The sequence below is a fragment of the Streptomyces violascens genome (assembly GCF_014649955.1).
In the GTDB taxonomy this organism is placed as follows: Bacteria; Actinomycetota; Actinomycetes; order Streptomycetales; family Streptomycetaceae; genus Streptomyces; species Streptomyces violascens.
In genome coordinates, this window is record NZ_BMUA01000006.1 from 82,181 (window position 1) to 102,987 (window position 20,807).

19 protein-coding genes are annotated in these 20,807 nt (G+C 69.9%); 7 read left to right on the forward strand and 12 right to left on the reverse strand.

Going from position 1 to position 20,807, the window contains the following annotated elements:
- Positions 1-230: 230 nt before the first annotated feature.
- Positions 231-644 (forward strand): ATP-binding protein, encoded by a 414-nt coding sequence (locus tag IE206_RS15265; protein ID WP_053729847.1) that lies wholly within the window; start codon positions 231-233, stop codon positions 642-644.
- Between the two features lie 14 nt (positions 645-658).
- The gene (locus IE206_RS15270) at positions 659-1,591 is read left to right on the forward strand and encodes an RNA polymerase sigma factor SigF (RefSeq protein ID WP_189962698.1); all 933 of its coding nucleotides are present in this window, start codon (positions 659-661) and stop codon (positions 1,589-1,591) included.
- A 37-nt stretch (positions 1,592-1,628) separates the two neighbouring features.
- Here IE206_RS15270 and IE206_RS15275 read toward each other — a convergent pair whose 3' ends face one another.
- On the reverse strand, positions 1,629-2,063 hold the full coding sequence (locus tag IE206_RS15275; protein ID WP_189962699.1) for a hypothetical protein: 435 nt from the start codon (positions 2,061-2,063) through the stop codon (positions 1,629-1,631).
- A 94-nt stretch (positions 2,064-2,157) separates the two neighbouring features.
- Between IE206_RS15275 and IE206_RS15280 the strand changes: the two genes are divergently transcribed.
- Positions 2,158-3,123, forward strand: a complete 966-nt coding sequence (locus IE206_RS15280) for a diacylglycerol/lipid kinase family protein (protein ID WP_189962700.1) — start codon at positions 2,158-2,160, stop codon at positions 3,121-3,123.
- Between the two features lie 320 nt (positions 3,124-3,443).
- On the forward strand, positions 3,444-3,701 hold the full coding sequence (locus tag IE206_RS15285; RefSeq protein ID WP_004937597.1) for a WhiB family transcriptional regulator: 258 nt from the start codon (positions 3,444-3,446) through the stop codon (positions 3,699-3,701).
- Positions 3,702-3,853: 152 nt separating this feature from the next.
- On the opposite strand, the gene IE206_RS15290 is transcribed toward IE206_RS15285, so the two are convergent.
- Both IE206_RS15290 and IE206_RS15295 read right to left on the reverse strand, forming a co-directional pair.
- A complete protein-coding gene (locus tag IE206_RS15290) occupies positions 3,854-5,320 on the reverse strand; it encodes a sensor histidine kinase (RefSeq protein WP_189962879.1) in 1,467 nt (488 codons plus the stop codon).
- 305 nt (positions 5,321-5,625) lie between these two features.
- Positions 5,626-6,228 carry a TetR/AcrR family transcriptional regulator gene (locus IE206_RS15295; protein ID WP_189962701.1) on the reverse strand — a complete coding sequence of 201 codons (603 nt, stop codon included), beginning with the start codon at positions 6,226-6,228 and terminating at the stop codon, positions 5,626-5,628.
- A 104-nt stretch (positions 6,229-6,332) separates the two neighbouring features.
- Between IE206_RS15295 and IE206_RS15300 the strand changes: the two genes are divergently transcribed.
- Positions 6,333-7,085 (forward strand): SDR family oxidoreductase, encoded by a 753-nt coding sequence (locus IE206_RS15300; protein WP_189962702.1) that lies wholly within the window; start codon positions 6,333-6,335, stop codon positions 7,083-7,085.
- Between the two features lie 317 nt (positions 7,086-7,402).
- Positions 7,403-8,188 (forward strand): glucosamine-6-phosphate deaminase, encoded by a 786-nt coding sequence (gene nagB / locus IE206_RS15305; RefSeq protein WP_189962703.1) that lies wholly within the window; start codon positions 7,403-7,405, stop codon positions 8,186-8,188.
- 387 nt (positions 8,189-8,575) lie between these two features.
- Here nagB and IE206_RS15310 read toward each other — a convergent pair whose 3' ends face one another.
- From IE206_RS15310 to IE206_RS15350, 9 genes are all read right to left on the reverse strand, one after another.
- Positions 8,576-9,757, reverse strand: a complete 1,182-nt coding sequence (locus IE206_RS15310) for an MFS transporter (RefSeq protein ID WP_189962704.1) — start codon at positions 9,755-9,757, stop codon at positions 8,576-8,578.
- A gap of 6 nt (positions 9,758-9,763) precedes the next feature.
- Positions 9,764-10,273 carry a GNAT family N-acetyltransferase gene (locus IE206_RS15315; RefSeq protein WP_226599873.1) on the reverse strand — a complete coding sequence of 170 codons (510 nt, stop codon included), beginning with the start codon at positions 10,271-10,273 and terminating at the stop codon, positions 9,764-9,766.
- A gap of 8 nt (positions 10,274-10,281) precedes the next feature.
- Entirely contained in the window at positions 10,282-11,454 is a 1,173-nt protein-coding gene (locus IE206_RS15320) for a type III PLP-dependent enzyme (RefSeq protein ID WP_189962706.1), read from the reverse strand.
- Positions 11,447-12,766 (reverse strand): DUF6271 family protein, encoded by a 1,320-nt coding sequence (locus tag IE206_RS15325; RefSeq protein ID WP_189962707.1) that lies wholly within the window; start codon positions 12,764-12,766, stop codon positions 11,447-11,449. Before IE206_RS15325 ends, IE206_RS15320 begins: the two co-directional genes overlap by 8 nt.
- The gene (locus tag IE206_RS15330; RefSeq protein ID WP_189962708.1) at positions 12,748-13,818 is read right to left on the reverse strand and encodes a phytanoyl-CoA dioxygenase family protein; all 1,071 of its coding nucleotides are present in this window, start codon (positions 13,816-13,818) and stop codon (positions 12,748-12,750) included. The genes IE206_RS15325 and IE206_RS15330 overlap by 19 nt, the downstream gene beginning before the upstream one ends.
- Positions 13,819-14,769: 951 nt before the next feature.
- On the reverse strand, positions 14,770-16,287 hold the full coding sequence (locus IE206_RS15335; RefSeq protein ID WP_189962709.1) for a glycoside hydrolase family 3 protein: 1,518 nt from the start codon (positions 16,285-16,287) through the stop codon (positions 14,770-14,772).
- A gap of 9 nt (positions 16,288-16,296) precedes the next feature.
- A complete protein-coding gene (locus IE206_RS15340) occupies positions 16,297-17,157 on the reverse strand; it encodes a carbohydrate ABC transporter permease (RefSeq protein ID WP_189962710.1) in 861 nt (286 codons plus the stop codon).
- Between the two features lie 2 nt (positions 17,158-17,159).
- The gene (locus tag IE206_RS15345; RefSeq protein WP_189962711.1) at positions 17,160-18,158 is read right to left on the reverse strand and encodes a carbohydrate ABC transporter permease; all 999 of its coding nucleotides are present in this window, start codon (positions 18,156-18,158) and stop codon (positions 17,160-17,162) included.
- A gap of 76 nt (positions 18,159-18,234) precedes the next feature.
- Complete coding sequence (locus IE206_RS15350) at positions 18,235-19,515, reverse strand: extracellular solute-binding protein (protein ID WP_189962712.1); 1,281 nt, start codon at positions 19,513-19,515, stop codon at positions 18,235-18,237.
- Positions 19,516-19,979: 464 nt separating this feature from the next.
- On the opposite strand from IE206_RS15350, the gene IE206_RS15355 reads away from it, so the two are divergent.
- A complete protein-coding gene (locus IE206_RS15355) occupies positions 19,980-20,741 on the forward strand; it encodes a GntR family transcriptional regulator (protein ID WP_189962880.1) in 762 nt (253 codons plus the stop codon).
- The last annotated feature ends 66 nt before the right edge of the window (positions 20,742-20,807 follow it).

Below are 20,807 nucleotides of genomic sequence, written 5' to 3' on the forward strand. Positions count from 1 at the left end.
GGGTACGTCAACCCGGGCTCGGTTCACAGCAATTGGGCACTGCAAACCTCTAGCCACTGTCCGTACTCATAGACTTACCATGAGTGACAGTCGTCGGGAGAGCTTCCGGCGACAGGGCACCATGGATCGCGATAGCGTCGCCAGTCCAGGTACGGACCCCCGTACCCACGGCCCCGGGACCTCCCCTCTCCCCGGGCCCCGATAGAGCTTGTGCCACCTTGGAGGTGAGGGTGTCCCAGATCGCAGGCGAGCCCGGGAATCAGGACTTCGTGGAAGTCCGGCTGCCGGCTGCGGGTGCCTACCTGTCGGTGCTGCGTACGGCCACGGCCGGACTCGCGGCACGTTTGGACTTCACCCTCGACGAGATCGAGGACCTGCGCATCGCGGTCGACGAGGCCTGCGCGATCCTGCTCCAGCAGGCCGTTCCAGGTTCCGTACTGAGCTGCGTGTTCCGGCTCGTCGACGACTCGCTGGAGGTCACCGTCTCGGCGCCGACCACCGACGGCCGGGCCCCGGAGCGCGACACCTTCGCGTGGACGGTGCTCTCCGCCCTGGCCGGCAAGGTCGACTCCTCGGTGGCCGAGGACCGTACGGTCTCCATCAGCCTGTACAAACAGCGCGGCGCGGGACCCGGACCGGCGTGAGCGAGGAGGGTCCGGTGCGGGACGACAAGCGCATCCCCGAAGCGGTGCGCTCCGCGGGCATCCCGGAGCAGCAGGCCCGGCCGCACCCGGTGGACGGCCCTGTGGATGGCCCAGATGGCGTTTTGTACGCGGCGGAGCAGGCAGAGCGGGCGGCCCTTATGAGCGAGCACATCGAGCACAGGCAGCACGATCCACACGATCGCAGCGGGGCGCGGGCGATGTTCATCGAGCTGCGCAAGCTGCCCGACGGATCGCCGGAGAAGTCCGAGCTGCGCAATCAGCTGGTACGGATGCACCTGCCGCTGGTCGAGCACCTTGCGCGGCGCTTCCGCAATCGTGGCGAGCCCCTCGACGACCTGACCCAGGTCGCCACGATCGGTCTGATCAAATCGGTGGACCGCTTCGACCCCGAGCGGGGCGTGGAGTTCTCGACGTACGCGACGCCCACCGTCGTCGGCGAGATCAAGCGGCACTTCCGCGACAAGGGCTGGGCGGTGCGGGTGCCGCGCCGGCTCCAGGAGCTGCGGCTCGCGCTCACCACGGCGACGGCGGAGCTGTCCCAGCAGCACGGCCGCTCGCCGACGGTGCACGAACTGGCCGAGCGGCTCGGCATTTCGGAGGAGGAGGTCCTGGAGGGCCTGGAGTCGGCGAACGCCTATTCCACGCTGTCCCTCGACGTTCCGGACACGGACGACGAGTCGCCCGCGGTGGCGGACACCCTGGGTGCGGAGGACGAGGCGCTCGAAGGCGTCGAGTACCGCGAGTCCCTCAAGCCGCTCCTCGAAGATCTCCCGCCGCGTGAGAAGCGGATCCTGCTGCTGCGTTTCTTCGGCAACATGACCCAGTCGCAGATCGCACAGGAGGTCGGCATCTCGCAGATGCACGTCTCGCGCCTGCTGGCCCGCACGCTGGCCCAGCTCCGCGAGAAGCTGCTCGTCGAGGAGTAGCCGGGGTCCGGGGGCGCTGCCTCCGGGCCCCTTTCGGTCACGCGTCGCGCATCGGCCCGCGAATCCCGAGCGCCTTGGTCGTAGCGGGGTTCACCAGGAGTACGAGGCCGGTGACGGCCACCGCGGCGAGGGCGATGCCCGCCGGAATCCACGGGGCGCCGTCGGAATTCAGGAACATCCAGGCAACCGGCAGCGCCATGATCTGGGTGATCATCGCGGGGCCCCGGCTCCAGCTGCGGCGGCGCAGCAGACCGCGGGCGGCGATGAGCGGGATCAGGCCGAGGACCACCAGGGTCAGGCCGCCCGTTTCCGCCTGGGTGGGCCGGTCGGGCTTCCCGGTCAGGCCCATCACGAGCATGTAGAGGCCACCGGCGACCAGGGCGAGGCCTTCCAGCGCGGACAGCGCCGCCGCGGCGGTCAGCCGGCCGGGGCGCGGTCCGGCGGGGGCTTCGGGGGTCTGCTCAGTACTCACCCGGCCAGGGTAGCCCGCGGCCGGGGCCCGGCCCGGGCCCGGGCGGTCCGGCCCGAGTACGCTCCAATACCACCCGGTAGGTAGTCTGGCGCCCATGCGTGCACTTCTCGTGGTCAATCCGGCGGCTACCACCACCAGTGCGCGCACGCGTGACGTCCTCATTCATGCCCTCGCGAGCGAGATGAAGCTGGAGGCCGTGACCACCGAGTACCGCGGCCATGCCAAGGACCTCGGGCGGCGGGCGGCCGAGAGCAACGACATCGACCTCGTGGTGGCGCTCGGCGGTGACGGCACGGTCAACGAGGTCGTGAACGGTCTGCTGCACAACGGGCCGAACCCCGAGCTTCCCGAATTCGCGGTGGTTCCCGGCGGCTCGACGAATGTGTTCGCGCGGGCGCTGGGCCTGCCCAATGACGCTGTGGAGTCGACCGGTGTCATTCTCGACGCGCTGCGCGAGAACCGGCACCGCACGGTAAGCCTGGGTCTCGCCTCCGGAGTGCCGGGCACCGTGGACGAAGGCGTTCCCGAGCGCTGGTTCACTTTCTGTGCCGGGTTCGGATTCGACGCGGGTGTGGTCGGCCGGGTCGAACAGCAGCGGGAGCGCGGAAAGCGCTCGACGCACGCGCTCTATTTGCGCCAGGTGGCGCGGCAGTTCTTCGGCGAGCCCCATCGCAGACACGGCCAGATCACGCTGGAACAGCCCGGCGCCGAGCCCGTCGAGGAACTCGTCCTGTCCATAGTCTGCAACACCTCCCCCTACACCTACCTGGGCAATCGTCCGCTGTACTCGTCCCCGGAGGCCTCCTTCGAGGCGGGCCTGGACGTACTGGCGCTCACCAAGATGACCGCGCCCTCGGCGACCCGCTACGCGACCCAGCTGCTCACTTCGACCCCCGACCGGGGTCCACGGGGCAAGCACGCCGTATCACTGCACGACCTGACGGACTTCACCTTGCATTCCAAGGCCCCGCTCCCCTTCCAGATGGACGGCGACCACCTGGGCCTGCGTACCAGCGTCGCGTTCACAGGCGTACGCCAAGCACTGCGTGTGATTGTGTGAGCGGAAGGGCCCAAAGTCCTTTCACTCGAACGTTTAGGCTGGCATCCACCCCATGGAAGTACGACTGTGACCCAGTCGACACCGAGGAATCCAAAAAAACTTTCCTGAAGGGGTTGTATCCGCCGCCGAGGTTTGCGAATCTCTACATGGCGATCGGGACGGCCCGCAACACCGGCCTCCACTGAAAGCCAGAACCCCTCCTCAAACCCGGACCACAACCAGTCCAACTGGAAGATGGCCCTTCCCTTGTTGAGGGATTCGTGAAAGCGTTCACATTCACAAGCACCCCCCTGCACGTAACACCAAGAGAGGTAGCAGCCATGGACTGGCGTCACAACGCCGTTTGTCGTGAGGAAGACCCCGAGCTGTTCTTCCCCATCGGCAACACCGGTCCTGCGCTGCTGCAGATCGAGGAAGCCAAGGCCGTCTGCCGCCGCTGCCCCGTCATGGAGCAGTGCCTGCAGTGGGCGCTCGAGTCCGGCCAGGACTCCGGCGTCTGGGGTGGCCTCAGCGAGGACGAGCGCCGCGCGATGAAGCGCCGTGCCGCTCGCAACCGGGCGCGCAACGCGACCGCCTGAGCCCCCACTTCCTGCCTTAGCCCCGCGCGGCGCGTACAGAGCGTACGCACTCACCGCCCCCCGAGCCGCAGCGCGCAGCAGTAACCCACAGCATTCGAGCCCCGAACCGTGTCTCATGGTTCGGGGCTCGCTGCTGTGACCGGACGGACGCCTTACTTCTCGGGGCCCACCGGGATGTCGAGCACGACCTTCGTGCCGCGCCCGGGCGCCGGCACCATGTCGAAGCTGCCGCCCAACTCGCCCTCCACCAGCGTCCGTACGATCTGCAGGCCCAGGTTTCCGGTGCGCTGCGGGTCGAAGCCCTCGGGCAGACCCCGGCCGTCGTCCCGGACCGTGATCAGCAGCCGGGGGTCCTCGCGGGTGCCGCCACGCAGCGCCGCGACCTCCACCGAGCCCTGCTCCCCCGGCGCGAACGCGTGCTCAAGCGCGTTCTGCAGCACCTCGGTCAGGACCATGGACAGGGGGGTGGCGACCTCGGCGTCGAGGATGCCGAAGCGGCCGGTGCGGCGGCAGTTGACCTTGCCGGGCGAGATCTCGGCGACCATGGCGAGCACCCGGTCGGCGATCTCGTCGAACTCGACGCGCTCGTCCAGGTTCTGGGACAGCGTCTCGTGCACGATCGCGATCGAACCGACGCGCCGGACCGCCTCGTTGAGCGCCTCGCGGCCCTGGTCGGAGTCCATCCGGCGGGCCTGGAGCCTGAGCAGCGCCGCGACCGTCTGGAGGTTGTTCTTCACCCGGTGGTGGATCTCCCGGATGGTGGCGTCCTTGGTGATCAACTCTCGCTCGCGGCGGCGCAGTTCGGTCACGTCGCGCAGCAGGACGAGCGAGCCGATGCGCGTGCCCTTCGGCTTGAGCGGGATGGCGCGCAGCTGGATCACCCCGTCGTTGCCCTCGACCTCGGCCTCCCTCGGCGCGTACCCGCTGGCGAGCTTGGCCAGGGACTCGTCCACCGGTCCGCGCGGCGGCGCGAGGTCGGCGGTCAGCTGGCCCAGGTGCTGGCCGACCAGGTCGGAGGCGAGCCCGAGCCGGTGGTAGGCGGAGAGCGCGTTGGGCGAGGCGTACTGGACGATGCCGTCCGCGTCGAGCCGGATCAGGCCGTCACCGGCGCGCGGGGAGGCGTCCATGTCGACCTGCTGGCCGGGGAAGGGGAAGGACCCGGCGGCGATCATCTGGGCGAGGTCGGACGCGGACTGGAGGTAGGTGAGTTCGAGCCGCGAGGGTGTACGCACAGTGAGCAGGTTCGTGTTCCGGGCGATCACGCCCAGGACGCGGCCTTCGCGGCGTACGGGAATGGACTCGACACGGACCGGGACCTCCTCGCGCCACTCCGGGTCGCCCTCGCGCACGATGCGGCCCTCGTCGAGCGCAGCGTCGAGCAGCGGGCGCCGGCCGCGCGGGACCAGGTGGCCGACCATGTCGTCCTGGTAGGAGGTGGGGCCGGTGTTGGGCCGCATCTGCGCGACCGACACGTAGCGCGTGCCGTCCAGGGTGGGGACCCAGAGCACCAGGTCGGCGAAGGACAGGTCGGAGAGCAGCTGCCACTCCGAGACCAGCAGATGGAGCCACTCGAGGTCGGACTCACTCAGAGCGGTGTGCTGGCGTACGAGGTCGTTCATGGAGGGCACGTTGTCGAGCGTACCTGCGGGCAGTGACAGAAATGACTGCGGGCCGCGGCGCCTGGACGGGACCCTCAGCCCGCCCGGGCACCGCAGCCCGGTTGCCGGCCGACGGGTGTGCGGTCCCCTCGGCCTTCAAGGGAGGTCGCGGCGCGGTCAGGGCAGAAAGCGCCGGGGCCTCGGTTCCGCCCGCCTGTGCGGGGTGGGCGGAAGTTCTGGTGTGTTCAATTGTGGACTAGACCATTCTGCCATGTCCATCCATGTGCACGGCACAATCTTCCGCGTCGACGCGGCGACCGCAACCCTTAGCGGCCGTCCGGGGGCCAGGCCAGCATCGCCGCCTCGGCGACGGCTTCGAGCTCGGCGCGGGTGGCGCCGTCGCGGGCCTGCTGGGACATGCCCTGGAAGACGGCGCCGCTGAGGCGGGCGAGCGTGCCGGCGTCGGTGCCCCTGGGGAGGCGGCCGGCCGCGATGTCCGCGGCGATCCGGCTCTCGATGGCGGCGAGGCCGGCGTTGCGCCGATCGCGCAGCGTGGTGCTGACGCACTCGCTGGTGCAGTTGGCCGCGGCGCTGATCACCAGGCAGCCATAGGGATGCGCCGGGTCGGTGAACTCGGACGCGGCCTCGTGCAGCAACCGGGTGACGGCCGCGCGCGCGGTCGGCTCCTCGGCGAGCGCCCGGGTCGCGAAGGCGCCGTACGTCGCGCCATAGGTGCGCAGGACTTCCTCGAAGAGGGACCGCTTGTCGCCGAAGGCGGCGTAGAGGCTGGGCGCGCCGATGCCCATGACCCGGGTCAGATCGGCGACGGAGGTGACCTCGTAGCCCCGGCGCCAGAACTCCATCGTGGCCTGTTCAAGGGCCTTGTCCCGGTCGAAGGAGCGGGGGCGGCCGCGCTGTTTCGTCGCCATGGCGTCGAGTCTACAGGAAGTTTTGTAGCGGCCATTAGAGAATGTGTTACGTTCTTTCCGTAGCGACCGCTACAGAAATCTCCGGGGTGGAAGGGGGCGCGGCCATGGGCGCGCTCGACGGGAAGACGGCGCTGGTCACGGGCGGCAGCAGGGGCATCGGGCGGGGCATCGCCGAGCGGCTCGGCCGGGACGGGGCCCGGGTCGCCGTGCACTACGGCGCGAACGAGGCGGCGGCCAAGGAGACGGTCGCGGCCATTGAGGCGGCGGGCGGCTCGGCGTTCACCGTCGGCCAGGAACTGGGGGTTCCGGGGGACGCGGCCGCCCTGTGGGAGGCCTTCGACCTTCAGGCCGACGGGCTCGACATCCTGGTGAACAACGCGGGCGTCGGGAACGCGGTGCCGTTCGGCGAGGTCTCCGAGGAGACGTACGACCGGTTCTTCGCCGTCAACTCCAAGGCTCCGTTCTTCGTGACCCAGCACGGTCTGACCCGGCTGCGCGACGGCGGGCGGGTCGTCAACATCTCCAGCGGGCTCTCGCACGCCGCGGTGATGCCGGAGCACCTCACCTACGCCATGACCAAGGGCGCGCTCGACGTGTTCACGCGAAACCTGTCCAAGGTGCTCGGGCCGCGCGGGATCACGGTCAACGCCGTGGCGCCCGGGATCATCGACACCGACATCAACGCGAGCTGGCTGCGCACCAGCGACGAGGCCTGGGCGGGAGCGGCCGCGATGTCGACACTCGGCCGCGTCGGCGAGCCGTCCGACATCGCGGACGTGGTGGCGTTCCTGGCCTCCGACGACGGGCGCTGGATCACGGGCCAGTGGCTGGACGCGACGGGCGGCTCGCTCGCGTAGGGCTCCGCCCAGCGCACGTCACCCCGGCCGGGCGCGTCCGGGCACTGGCCCAGGGCGACGGGCGCCTCCCGGACTCGCCGCAGGACGGACGGCTGCTGGGCCATCTCTTTGGAGATCGTCCGGCGGCCGCCCGCTCGAAGGGAAGTGCGGCCGCGCCATGTTCCATGCCTCCCAATGGCCGCCTCCGTATGTGTTCCGGCAACCCGTCCGGTCGACCATGGGAGCAGGCACGACCACCCGCCGACGGGCCAGAGCTCTGCTAGATTGGTCTATACCACGCCCGTTGTAGTTTCACGTCTCCAGATCGGCAGGCCCACGTGGAAGTTGTCATCGTCCCGGACGCCAAGGCAGGCGGCGAGCTCATCGCGGAGTCGATCGCCTCTCTGTGGCGCCGCAAGCCCGACGCACTGCTCGGCGTGGCCACCGGCTCGACCCCGATCCCGATCTACGACGCGCTGACCGCGAAGGTCGCCGCCGGTGACGTGGATGTCTCGCGGGCCCGTGTCTGCCAGCTCGACGAGTACGTCGGGCTGCCCGCCGGGCACCCCGAGTCCTACCGCGCCACCGTCATCCGCCAGGTCGTCGAGCCGCTCGGGCTCGGCGCGGGCTCCTTCATAGGGCCCGACGGCTCCGCCGAGGACGTCCAGGCCGCGTGCGAGGCCTACGACCTGGCGCTGGCCTCGGCCGGCGGCGTGGACCTCCAGATCCTGGGCATCGGCACCGACGGGCACATCGGCTTCAACGAGCCCTGCTCCTCGCTCGCCTCGCGCACCCGGATCAAGACGCTCACCGAGCAGACCCGGGTCGACAACGCGCGCTTCTTCGACAACGACATCGACCAGGTGCCGCACCATGTGATCACCCAGGGCATCGGCACGATTCTGGAGGCGCGGCACCTGGTGCTGCTCGCCACCGGCGAGGGCAAGGCGGAGGCGGTCGCCCAGACCGTCGAGGGGCCGGTCGCCGCGGTCGTGCCGGCCTCGGCGCTCCAGCTCCACCAGCATGCGACGGTCGTCGTGGACGAGGCCGCGGCGTCCAAGCTGAAGCTTGCGCCGTACTTCCGGCACACCTTCGCCAACAAGCCCGTGTGGCAGGGGCTTTAGCTCCGCGAGGGGGCGGGTTTCGGGGTGCGGGCCGGCGCCGCGTGTGTGCACAGTTCCCCGCGCCCCCAACCCGCCTTCGCCCTCGCGCCGTGCGTGGTTGCTCGCGCAGTTCCCCGCGCCCCCAAGCCCTCTCCTTCGACCGCGGACCGTGCGTGGTACTCGCGCAGTTCCCCGCGCCCCAAAAACCCTCTTCGGCCGCGGGCCATGCGTGGAACTTGCGCAGTTCCCCGCGCCCCTAGCAGGGTGCGGTCCTGCTTCCCCGGGCTGCGCCCCCAACCTCCAACCCCGCCTTCGCCCTCGCGCCATGCGTGGTACTCGCGCCGTTCCCCGCGCCCCTTCAGGGCGCTGAGGAGCTCGGCGCCGGCTGGCGGCCGCCGACCGCATGGGCTACGCGTCTGCCAAGGACGGGAAGCGGATCCGGGTGCTGCACGCGGACACCACCAGGGCCGAGACGGCCACCGCCCCCATCCCCCACACCAGACTCGTGCCGTTGGCTATGAAGCCGATCACCGCCGGGCCGCCGAGGAGGCCCGTCGTGCCCATCGCCGCCACGAGGGCCAGCGCGTCCGAACCCTGACGGGCGGCCGCGACGTACACGCACGGGGTCACCGCCGCGATGCCGAGTCCGACGCAGGCGAACCCGAGCAGCGCCGGGACCACCCCTCCGGCCAGCAGGGCGACCGCAAGACCCGCGCCGGCCAGCGCGCTGCCGACCCGCACGATGCGCTCGTCGCCCCACTTCGTACGCCATCCGTCGGCAAAGAGGCGGGCCAGGACCATCATCACCGAGACGACGGCGATGCCCAGCGGCGCCAGTTCCGCCGCCGCACCCGCGCTGTCCTTCAGGTAGAGCGCCGACCAGTCGTTCATGGCCCCCTCCGTCACGGTGCCGAACGCCATCGCCAGGCCCATCCAGATCGTCACCCGGGTCGGGAGGGTCAGCCCCCGGCGGCCCTGCTTCCCGGAAGACCCGGAGGGATCGGAGGAGTCCGCTGCCCTCTGATCCTCCGTCAGGAGGCCCGGGCGCGCGGCCAGCACCACGACCGCCACCAGCGCCGTCGCCGTCCCGAAGTGGGCCGGGAGAGCCGGGGAAAATGAGGTCACCCCCGACGCGAGCAGTGCCGCGAACAGCGAGCCCGCACTGAACGTCGCATGCATCCTGGCCATCGTGGTCCGCTGGTACCTGACCTCGAGCGCGGCCGCCTGCGCGTTCATCGCGACGTTCAGACAGCCCACCGCCACCCCGTCGAAGAACACGATGAGCAGCGTCACCGGGTAGTTCGGCGTGACGGACAGGGCCATGAGGACCACGGCCAGGGCCAGCGCCGAGAGGACGGACAGGCGCCGCGAGCCGAGCCGCTTCGTCAAGATCGCCACCAGCGGGAACGAGACCGCCGCGCCCGCCCCGCAGACCATCAGGAGCAGGCCGAGCTCCGCCTCGGACAGGTCGAGCCTCGTCTTCAGCGCGGGGATCCGCGAGACCCACGTGGCGTACTGGAATCCGAGGCAGCAGAACAGTGCCGCGATCGCCACTTGTGATCGGCGGTAGTCATCGGGGACCCGGAACATGCGAATTCAGCCTACTTTCATGGACATGTACACCGCGTTCGTGCCGTAGCTCGCCGGCAGGCCGACCTCGGGGTGGGCGCGGTAGCCCAGCCGGCCCCAGAGGACATGGGCTCCCCGGACGGCCACCATGGAGATCTGCTCGTACCCCAACTCCCTTGCCACGGAGAGAAGATGGGTCAGCAGCCTCGGGCCCAGGCTCCTGCCCCGCAGGTGCTCGGCTATCACGAGGTCGTGTGCGTGCAGGTTGCGCGAAGGGTGGTCCGCGTCCTCGGCGTGGCTGAGGTCCGGGCTCGTGAAGGGTGGGTACGGCAGGGCGAGGAGGTAGCCACCCACCTGATCCTCGTGTTCCAGGACGAAGCAAGTCCCGCGCGAATAGCGGGACTTGAGGGCTTCCCGGCCTTCCGACAGGCCGTCCTGGGCATACGCTCCCGCCTCCAGGGCCACGATCGCGTCCCAGTCGCGCTCGGCCAGCGGGCGGACGACGACGTCCGCGTCCAGCAGCAGCTCAGCGTCCAACAGGCGCATCACCTCGAACCTCCGATGCAGGTGTAGGGCAGCGGGTCGAAGCCGTTGAAGCCCTGGGTCGTGTAGCCGACGGCGTACGCGCCGCAGGAGTGGACCCATACCGGGTCGCCGGACGCCGCGTCCTCGGGGACCTGGACGAGTCCGGCCTCGTAGTCGTACGCGTCGTCGCTGTCGCAGGTGGGGCCCGCGATCACGGCCGGGACGTACCGGCCGCCCGCGTGGCCGGGGAACTCCAGGCGGTACTGCAGCTCGTCCATCTCGTACAGGCCGTTGAACTTTCCGCAGCTCAGGTAGAGCCAGTGCTGCCGCTCGCCGTCACGCTGCCGCCGCGCCGAGAGCCGGGACACACGGGCCCGGATCGCGCCGTGGTCGGCGACCAGGTGGCGGCCGGGCTCCATGAGGAACTCCAGGGGTACCGCCGACTCCTCGCTCAGGCGCTGCATGCCTTCGCGCAGGACGGCGAAGATCTTGTCCAGCGGAGGATCGAGCGGGCGGCCGTGCTTGTCGAGGCAGCCGAGGGCGGGCAGGCCGCCGCCGAGGTTGATCGTGCCGAGCAGGATGCCGCGTCCGTTCAGGACCGCCACCAGGCCGGCGAGCTCGTCGAGAGCGCTCTGCCAGGCCTCGGACGTCATCTGCTGCGAGCCGACGTGCACGGACAGCCCCGACGGGGTCAGGCCCGCATCGCGCGCCGCTTCCAGGACGCGCACGGCGTCCTCGGCCGAGCAGCCGAACTTCTGGCTGAGGCCCCACAGCGCGCCGTCCCCGCTGGTGGCGAGACGGCAGAACACCCGTGATCCCGGGGCGAGCCGGGCGATCGCCGCGACGTCCTCGACACTGTCGGTCGCGAAGTCGCGGATGCCCATGCGGTAGGCGTCGGCGATGTTCTCGTCCGACTTGATCGTGTTGCCGTAGTGGATCCGGTCGAGGGGCACGCCGGTCCTGACGGCCTGCTCGATCTCGTTCGGGCTGGCCGCGTCGAAGCCCGCGCCCTGGCGTGCGAGGCAGTCGAGCACCTCGTCCACCGGGCACGCCTTCATGGCGAACCGGACCTGGATGCCTGGCAGTTCGCGGACCAGCGTCGCGTGCTGGGCCTCGATTCCCTCCAGGTCGAAGAAGATCCGGTCGTCGGTGGCGGCGGCCAGAGCGGCCCGGACGGCCCTGCTCTCACGCATCGTCGACACCCCGGACCGGAGCCTCGGCCCTGCTCGCGGTCACCAGCGGGCCCCACGCCTCGATGAGCAGCGCGAAGTCCTCGATGTCGGCCTGCGCCTCGTCGAGCAGGCGCTCGCGCAGCGGCACCAGGTGGTCGGCGAACTCGGCGTACTTTCCGCCCAGTTGGCGGTAGCAGCGGTCGAGGACCTCCAGTCTGCGGAGGTTTTCCGTGCGGTCCGCGCCCGCGCTGTCCGCGGCGAGCCCGGCGATCGTGGCGGCGCGTACGTGGTACTGCTCGTCGAGCAGGGCGCCGCGCGCCTCCTCCATCGCGGTGTAGACCGGGTAGAGGTAGAGCATCGACAGGAGGAACTTGGTGAACCGCAGCTGATAGGCGGTGAATCCGGGGCCGGTCCGGCGCTCGGGGGTGTAGTGGTTCACGATGTTCCGGTTGTGGACCACGCCGGGCAGGGTCGCGTCGCGGACCAGGTGAAGGAGGAAGTAGTCGCTGCCTATCGTGCTGGTGGCGGGCGGCAGCGGCACGCGCTCGTACACCTCGCGGTCGAGGCCGATGTTGCACATGTCGACCCGCCAGATGTCGGGCGCGCCCAGCGTCGACTCGTCGTGGGTGAAGGGGTCGGTGCCGGCCCCGACGAACGAGTCCTCGACCAGCTCCCGCCTCTCCTCGGGCGGGGTCCCGGCGTCGGCCCACAGGCCGACCACCTCGTAGTAGATCTCGGGGTCGAGGTCGCGGATCTCGCCGATGTCCACCGACAGCTCGCCCACGAACGAACTGCCCACCATCGCGACCGGCTTGTGGATGTCCGCCGGGTCGAGCCGGGTCCGCGTGACGTCGGGCACGGCGTCCACGGCTCGCTTGCCGAGCGAGAGCAGCTCGTGGTGGATGGGGAAGACGGGCTCGCCGTCCAGGATCTGGTAGCTGCTGTCGGAGTCCCGGCGGTGCACGGAGTGACAGCCGAGCGCGCTCGCGATGAGGAACGCCCGGTTGGTGCAGGCGCCGTACGACACGTCCGAGGGCAGCATGAGGTCGAGCATCAGGTCGGGCTTGCCGAGTCCGGCCCGTTCGATGACGCGCTGGAGGAAGTCCCGCTGCCGCGCCTCGTCCAGGTGGTGCACGAGAACGCCCTCGACAGGCGTCAACTCCCGTACAGCAGAGGCATGTTGGGCTCGGTTCGGCTCGTCGGCGGAGTCCAGGATCAGCAGGTGGACCTCGACGTCGAAGTGCTCGGCGGCGTACGCGGCCTCCTCGTGCACCGCCGTGATCGTGGCCGCGCAGGCGCGGTTGGTGGGCAGCGTCAGGCAGATGCGTCGCACGCGGGCTCCTCGGTCGGCGTTGCGGGCCCGGTGGTGCCCCAGGATTCGAGGCCGAGCAGCTTGGCACCGAGGTCGGTGAGTTCGGCGGTGGGGTACCGGAGGGACTCGTGCCGGCGCGCGTCGCCGACCAGCGTCTTGTTCCAGTCCGGGGTGCTGAGGCTGCGCCAGGATTCGACGCGGGACTTGCGCACCTCGTGGTCCGACTCCAGGGCGGGCATCATCGAGAGGTACTGGACCGCGCGGACACCGTTGTCGGAGGTGTTGCGGGCCACGCCGTGCGCGAGAAGCCCGTTCCAGATCAGCAGGTCACCGGCCTTGAGTTCGGGCCGGACGACGGGGAATTCGGCACGGTCGGTGTTCGGCCTGATGGGGTCGCGATCGGCGGGCTGTGCGACCTTCCACTCCTCGAAGCGGCGGAACAGCTCGGGCGAGCATTGGAAGCCGCCGTGGTCTTCCTGGGTGTCGTTGAGCGCGATGATCCCCTGGACGCGCTGCGGCAGCACGCCGAGCGTGGTGTCCACGTCCCAGTGCAGCTCGATGTCGAAGCCCTTGTCGGTGGGTTCGATGTGCGCGCGGTCGCGGTCCTTGACGTTGGGCGGGTTCAGGTTGAGCCGGTCGAGGGTGACCCAGAGCTCCTCGCAGTCCCACACGTCGGCGAACGCGTCGTACACCCGCTGCGTCTGGCGGCTGTCCCAGAGCAGCTGGTGGTGGTACGCCTCGACGAACCCGTAGACGTGCAGGTGCTGTTCGAGCTCGGAGGCGAACGCGCGGTCCTCGGAGTACCAGGTCTCGGGCCGCTCGGGATCCAGGCCCTGGAAGTCCCAGGCGAAGTCGAGGAGGCGCTTGGCCGCGGCGGCCGGGATCGCCTCCTTCACTATGACGTAGCCGTACGTCTGCCAGAACGCGAAGTCGTCCTCGGACAGGACGCGCAGCGGGCGCGACTTCTCGATGTCCCGCAGCGGGGTGCGGGCAAGGTACGTCTCGCCGCCGTCGGAGCTGAAATAGGGGACGTCGGAGGCGGCTCGATAGAGATATCGGTCGGGTGCCGGCATGCGATCACTCCAGGGTGCGGATGGGTAAGTGGCTGAGGGGATCCCGCGGGCACAGGGACATGGCCCGGGCGCGGGCGTCCTGTTGGGCGGCGATCGGCAGGGTGCGGCGGCCGGAGCGGTGCGCGCGGCCGGAGCGGTGGGAGCCTGTGTCTCAGCCCCGTCCGGATCAGACCGCGGCGTCTGGTGCGTGCGATCGCAAGGCGGCTGGAAGTCCTAGTAGCGGAGCTACTCGGGCTTTCGGCCAACGCAGCGAGCGTGCGTGCCAGGCGTCGCGGGCCCGGGCGGGGCTGAGACACAGGCTCCGAGTTCACGGTCGGCGGCGCGGTGCTGCGGCTGATGGGTTCGGCATACGGTCGTGCTCGCCTCCGGCATGCACCTTGCGGCCGTCCGGGGCCGGGGATGTGCGGTGTGCCGGGCGATGCGGGGCCCTCGGCATGGTCCTTGCGCCGACCGGTTCACAGTCGGGCATTGCGAGGGCAAACAGGCGCGTGGCAACCGGACTTGGCAAGCTCGGCGCGTCGTCGCGTCGGCCGGTCACCCGGTGGAGAGTGTGCGTCTCCACGAAGACAGGGCCGGGGTTGCCACCTCCTTGCGCTCGGTGCCGCTCATGGGACGGGGGCACCTACACCGATCTTGCGTACCTCCAAGGTGGACTAGACCAACTTCCGGTGTCAACCCCCAAGTTGGGGCGGTGGCGGCACCCAAAACGGACGGGTTCACGCACCGGACACACGGAGGATACGTACTGTCAAGTAGACGCCCCCACGGCCGAGTTGACGGCCTCTCGGCCGCCGGACCGGAACGTTCCGCTCCGGCGGCCCGCACAAGTCGGCCCTCGCGGACACCGAAAGTCGGCCCCATCGTACATGCGGCGTCAGACGTGCCCGCACATGCAAACGTGGCGGGTGACGGTCTGCCGACCGTCACCCGCCACGCGGTTCGTGGGCTGTATCAGACTCCCGCGATGGCCTCCGCGGCCGCGCGCCCGCACACCCGGGCCGCGCCGTGCGTCGCGACGTGCAGCGCGCCGCGCGGCGTCGCCCCCGGGACGCCCATCTCGACCACGACCGTGTCCGGGCGGGCAGCCAGGAGCGCGTCCAGAGCCGCTGCCATCCAGGGGTGGCGGTGTTCGTCGCGTACGACGGCGACGACGCGGCGCTCCCCCGCGGCGCCCAGCACATCGGCGGCGGAGCTGTCCGTGCCGTAGGTGCCGCTCTCGGTGCCGGGCAGCAGGGCGGCGAGCTCGCCGGCGATGCTCCAGGGGGTCTCGCTGCTCACCGCGATGTTCATGACGGGCGTGAACGTGGCCACGTACGGGGCCTGCTCCAGCGGGCGCCAGGAAGGCGAGGCGGTGATCCGGGCGGCCCGGCGCGCGGCCACCAGGCCGATCTCGCTGCCGGTGCCGGGCGCGGTCCCCTCCTGCACCGCCGCGCCCGGCGCCGCCACATCCCCCCTGGCCTGCCTGGTCCACGCCGCCAGCGCACGTACCCGTGCGGCGGCATCGGCCAGGCGTTCCTCGGCGAGGTCGCCGTCCCGTACCGCCCTGACCAGCGCGTCGCGCAGCCGCAGTACGGTGCCCTCGTCGGCCAGGCCGCCGCCGACGCACAGGGCGTCGGCGCCCGCCGCGATCGCGAGGACGGAGCCTCGCTCGATGCCGACCGTCCCGGCGATGGCCTGCATCTCCACCGCGTCCGAGACGATCAGCCCGTCGTAGCCGAGCTCCTCGCGCAGCAGTCCGGTGAGGATGCGCGGGCTGAGCGTGGCGGGACGTGCGGGGTCGAGCGCGGGAAGAAGGATATGCGCACTCATGACCGACTTGGAACCCGCCGCGATCGCGGCGCGGAAAGGCACCAGCTCACGGGCGTGCAGCGTGTCGAGGTCCACATCGATGCGGGGCATCGCGTGGTGCGAGTCGACATTGGTGTCGCCGTGCCCGGGGAAGTGCTTGGTGCAGGCGGCGACCCCGGCGGCCTGGAGGCCCTCGATGTAGGCGGCGGTGTGCCGGGCCACCAGGCCGGTCTCGGCTCCGAAGGCCCGTACGCCGATGATCGGGTTGTCCGGGTTGGAGTTCACGTCGGCGGACGGCGCCCAGTTCAGGTTGACCCCGCACTCGGCGAGCCGGCGGCCCAGCTCGCGGGCGACCTCGCGGGTCAGGTCCACGTCGTCGACCGCGCCGAGCGCGAGGTTGCCGGGGAAGGACGAGCCGGTGCGCACCTCGATGCGGGTGACGTCGCCGCCCTCCTCGTCGATGGCCACCAGGAGGTCGTCCCGCTCGGCCCTCAACCGGGCCGTCAGCGCGGCCACTTGGGGCGCGGAGACGATGTTGCGGCCGAACAGGCCGACGGAGGCGAGGCCTTCACCGATCCGGCGAAGGAGCCAGTCCGGCGCGCTGGTGCCGGTGAACCCCGGCTGGAGGACGGCGAGGGCGTCGCGGGTCAGCGTGTCTGAACCCGTGGTCATAGTCGTCATGGGGCGGAGTTATCCCTTCACTGCGCCGGCCGTCAGACCCGCGGCCATCTTGCGCTGGACGAGGAGGAAGAGAATCACGATGGGGACGGCCATCATGGTGGATCCGGCCATCATCGGGGCGTACTCGGTGCCGTGCTGGGTGGTGAAGTTGGACAGCCACACCGTGGCCGTCTGGTGGTTCTGGCTCATCAGCATGAGGGCGTAGAGGTACTCGTTCCACGCCTGGATGAAACCGTAGACCGAGGTCGCCACCATGCCGGGCGCGAGCAGCGGGAAGACCACGCGGATGAAGGCGCCGGTGCGGCTGCAGCCGTCGACCATGGCCGCCTCCTCCAGCTCCTTGGGGACGTTGACGATGAATCCGCGCAGCGTCCACACCGTGAAGGGGAGGATGAAGGTCAGGTACGTGATGATCAGGCCCGAGAGCTTGTCGTACTGGCCGAGGTCGTTGAGCAGCAGGAAGACCGGAATGATCATGGCGACCAGCGGCACCATCTGGACCGCGAGGATGCCGACGATGACGATCTTGCGGCCGCGGAAGGCGAACCGGGAGATGGCGAGCGCGGCGAGCAGGCCGACGGCGATGCCGATGAGGACCACGACGAGCGAGACGGTCAGGGAGCGGCCGATCGAACCCCAGAAGTCGCCGATCTGGAGCGCCCGCTTGAAGTTGTCGAGCGTGAAGTTCGTCGGGAACAGATGCGGATCGGGGTCGATCGCATCCTTGGCCGGCTTGAACGCGGTGTTCAGCATCCAGTAGACCGGGAAGCCCGCGGTGACGAAGACCAGCAGGCCGAGCAGGTTCCAGCCGAGCTTGTTCTTCTTGCGGGCGGGCCTGGCGGCGGGCGCCGCGGCGGTCGAGGCAGCCATCGTTACTCCACCTCTCCGATCTTCAGCATCTGGCGCATGTACACGGCGATCACGCCGAGCAGCAGGATCACGGTGAGCAGGGCGATCGCGGAGCCCTGGGAGTAGTCGTTGACCACGAAGGCCTTCTCGTACGAGTACGTGGTGAGCAGCTGGAACTCGGCCTCGGGGTGGCCGCCGCGCATCACGAAGACCTGCGGGAAGACACCCATGTCCCAGATGACCGACAGCGTCGCGAGCATCACGACGACGGGCTTGAGGATCGGCATGGTGACGTGCCGGAACACGCCCCAGGAGCCGGCGCCGTCGAGCCGGGCGGCCTCTTCGAGTTCCTTGGGGACCTGGGTGAGGCCGGCGCTGAGGGTGATGACGACGAACGGGACCGCGCCCCAGACCACGAGCAGCATGATGACGGCGAGGCCCTGGGTGCCGTCGGTGAACCAGTTGTGGCCGTGCATCTCGACGCCGGGAAGCTGGCTGAGCAGCCAGTTGAGGACGCCGAAGTCGGAGTCGAACATCCACTTGAAGACGGTGATCGCGACGACGATGGGCATGCCCCAACTCGCCACCAGGGCGATGTTGATGAGCGTCTTGACCCAGCCCGAGACCCGCTGGAGCAGCAGGGCGATCAGCATGCCGATGACCATGGTCAGGACGACCGCGGTGGCGGCGAACAGGACGGTGCGTACGACGACTTGCCAGAACTCGGCGTCGCCGAGGACGGTGGTGAAGTTGTCGAAGCCGACCGACTCGGCGGCCTTGAAGCCCCACAGCTGCGGCTGCCCGAACTTCTGGAAGGACAGGGTGACGAGCCGTACCAGCGGATAGCCGAGGACGAGCGCGAGGACGAGCAGACAGGGCGCGAGCAGTGCCCAGGGCACCGCCGCTCCCCCGCCCGTGCCGCGCTTCTTCCCCGGCTCGCCGGGTCGCCCGGATCCAGCACCCGGTAGTGGGTCGCGCCGCGCCGGCGGCACCTTGGCGGTGGTTGTCTCTGCGGCACTCATCGCGCGCTCCTGGTGATCCCTCTCTGGAACTGGCCGGGCAGGGCCCCGTCGTGGTGACGGGGCCCTGCCCAAAAGGTCACTTGGTGTTGATGACCTTGTCGATCGCGGCGTCCGCGTCCTTCGCGGCGGCCTCGACCGTCTGCTTGCCGGTGCCGATGTTCTGCAGCATGGTCTGCAGGACCTGGGCCTTCTCGACCTGGCCCCAGCCCGGCGCCATCGGGACGAACCAGCTGGACTCGGCCGCGGTGGCCGGGACGGCCGTCTTCGGGTCCGACTTCAGCGGTGCGAGGTCCGTCTTGTTGTTGGGCAGGTTGCCCTTGGCGATCAGGCCCTTCTGGCCCTGGGCACCGGTGAGGGCGTTGATCCACTCGGCGGCGAGGCCCTGGGCCTTGGACTTGACCGGGATCGCGAGGTCGGAGCCGCCGAGGAAGACCGGCATGGCCTTGCCGGACAGGGCCGGCATGACGAAGCTCTCGATCTTGTCGGCGAGCTTGCCGACCTTGTCGTTCTCCGGCAGGGCGGCGTTGGCGCCCTCCCAGGCGGCACTGAAGATCAGGCCGGACTTGCCCTGGCCGTAGACGATGGGACGGTCGGACTCGTCCTTCGTCTTGTCGCCCTTCATGTACTTGTCGACGACGTTCTTGAACTCGGTGAGGCCCTTGACGGACTCCGGCGAGGACAGGTTGGCCTTGAACTTGCCGCCGTCCTCCTTGGCGATGGAGCCGCCGGCGTCGTACACGTAGGACATCGCCGCGTACCAGTCGCGGGTGGGCTGGTACCAGGCGCTGAACTTGTCGCCCTGCTTCGCCTGGATCTTGTCCAGGTCGGCGGTCAGCTCGGTGTACGTCTTCGGGGTCGCGGTGACGCCCGCGTCGGCGGCTATGTCCTTGCGCCAGGTCGCCGTGCGGCCACCGGCGTAGTAGGGGACGCCGTAGGTCTTGCCGTCGTACGAGACCGAGGCCTTGAGACCGTCCAGCCAGGCGGCGGAGTTGTCGAACTTCGACGGGTCGACCTCGGCGAACGCGCCCTTGATCGAGTAGGCCAGCATCTCGGTGTTGCCCATCTCGACCACGTCCGGCGCCTTGTCGGTGGCGAGGACGGCGTCGAGCTTGGCGTTCTTGTCCGGCCAGCCGTAGTACTCGTGGTTGATCTTCAGGCCGGGGTGCTTGGCGACGATCGCGTCGTCGGCCGCCTTGACGAGCTCGGGCCAGTTCTTCTGCGCGTCGACCGTCAGCCAGACGGTGAGCTCCTTGGCGTCGCCCCCCGCGGGGCCGTCCTTCTTGTCACTGCCGCCGCACGCCGCGGCGCCGATCATGATGCCCGCGACGCCGATGGCCGCGATGAGCTTGCGCTTCACGCCACTCTCCTCAGGGATGACTGAAACCCCCCGCCCACCGCGATGCCACATACGACGAGTACTGCCCGTGGGGCTGGGTTCTGGTCTTTAATGGTTTAGACCAGTACCGGGAGCTTGGCCTAGACCTTTAGGGGTGTCAAGGGTCGATAAGAACGCTGAGACCGTCCGTTATCGGACCGACACCTCACCGCCCGGAACACCCCGCAACTCCGCCCACATGGGCCCGATCCGGCCCGCGCCGGGCCGCCCGCGGCGGCTCCACTGGGCTTTAATGGTTTAGACCAACTTGCACACTTCCCCGCACGTCCGCCGCGCGGCGGTGTATAAGAAGGGCTGTCGATCGCGTTACCGGACCGACACCCTGGCGGAGGGCGACGACCCGTGACCGGTCCGTGCCACCATGTGAGCCGCGACAGACGGAGGAGCCGGTGACGGCAGCAGCGCAGCACTCGGGAAGGCAGGCCATGGCCGACGGGAGCGGGAGCGAGACAGAGGCGGGCGCCGGCGCCCGCACCGCTCGCGTGCCCAAGTACTACCGCCTCAAGCGTCACTTGCTGGAGATGACGGAGACCCTGCCGCCCGGCACGCCGGTGCCCCCCGAGCGCACGCTGGCCGCCGAGTTCGACACCTCCCGCACCACCGTGCGCCAGGCCCTCCAGGAGCTGGTCGTCGAGGGCCGCCTGGAGCGCATCCAGGGCAAGGGCACGTTCGTCGCCAAGCCGAAGGTCTCCCAGCCGCTCCAACTCTCCTCGTACACCGAGGACATGCGGGCCCAGGGCCTGGAGCCGACCTCCCAGCTGCTCGACATCGGCTACGTCACCGCCGACGACACCCTCGCCGGGCTGCTCGACATCACCGCCGGCGGCCGCGTCCTGCGCATCGAACGGCTGCGCCTGGCCAGCGGCGAGCCGATGGCCATCGAGACCACCCACCTGTCCGCCAAGCGCTTCCCGGCGCTGCGCCGCTCGCTGGTCAAGTACACCTCTCTCTACACCGCGCTCGCCGAGGTGTACGGGGTGCACCTCGCCGAGGCCGAGGAGACCATCGAGACGTCGCTCGCCACCCCGCGCGAGGCCGGGCTGCTCGGCACCGATGTCGGCCTGCCGATGCTGATGCTGTCGCGGCACTCCCTGGACGGCCGGGGCGAACCCGTGGAGTGGGTGCGGTCGGTGTACCGGGGCGACCGGTACAAGTTCGTCGCCCGCCTCAAGCGGCCGGCCGACTGAGCATCTCTTCCCGGTCGTTGAGCCGTCCGGAATCCGGACGGGGGTTCCCTTGACCGAAACTCTCCC

Bases quoted from the DNA above. Each gene is read 5' to 3' on its own strand.
- IE206_RS15280 (WP_189962700.1), top strand. From the start codon at position 2,158: ATGCGTGCACTTCTCGTGGTCAATCCGGCGGCTACCACCACCAGTGCG.
- IE206_RS15285 (WP_004937597.1), top strand. From the start codon at position 3,444: ATGGACTGGCGTCACAACGCCGTTTGTCGTGAGGAAGACCCCGAGCTG.
- IE206_RS15290 (WP_189962879.1), bottom strand. From the start codon at position 5,320: ATGAACGACCTCGTACGCCAGCACACCGCTCTGAGTGAGTCCGACCTC.
- IE206_RS15295 (WP_189962701.1), bottom strand. From the start codon at position 6,228: ATGGCGACGAAACAGCGCGGCCGCCCCCGCTCCTTCGACCGGGACAAG.
- IE206_RS15300 (WP_189962702.1), top strand. From the start codon at position 6,333: ATGGGCGCGCTCGACGGGAAGACGGCGCTGGTCACGGGCGGCAGCAGG.
- IE206_RS15310 (WP_189962704.1), bottom strand. From the start codon at position 9,757: ATGTTCCGGGTCCCCGATGACTACCGCCGATCACAAGTGGCGATCGCG.
- IE206_RS15320 (WP_189962706.1), bottom strand. From the start codon at position 11,454: ATGCGTGAGAGCAGGGCCGTCCGGGCCGCTCTGGCCGCCGCCACCGAC.
- IE206_RS15330 (WP_189962708.1), bottom strand. From the start codon at position 13,818: ATGCCGGCACCCGACCGATATCTCTATCGAGCCGCCTCCGACGTCCCC.
- IE206_RS15335 (WP_189962709.1), bottom strand. From the start codon at position 16,287: ATGACGACTATGACCACGGGTTCAGACACGCTGACCCGCGACGCCCTC.
- IE206_RS15340 (WP_189962710.1), bottom strand. From the start codon at position 17,157: ATGGCTGCCTCGACCGCCGCGGCGCCCGCCGCCAGGCCCGCCCGCAAG.
- IE206_RS15345 (WP_189962711.1), bottom strand. From the start codon at position 18,158: ATGAGTGCCGCAGAGACAACCACCGCCAAGGTGCCGCCGGCGCGGCGC.
- IE206_RS15355 (WP_189962880.1), top strand. From the start codon at position 19,980: ATGGCCGACGGGAGCGGGAGCGAGACAGAGGCGGGCGCCGGCGCCCGC.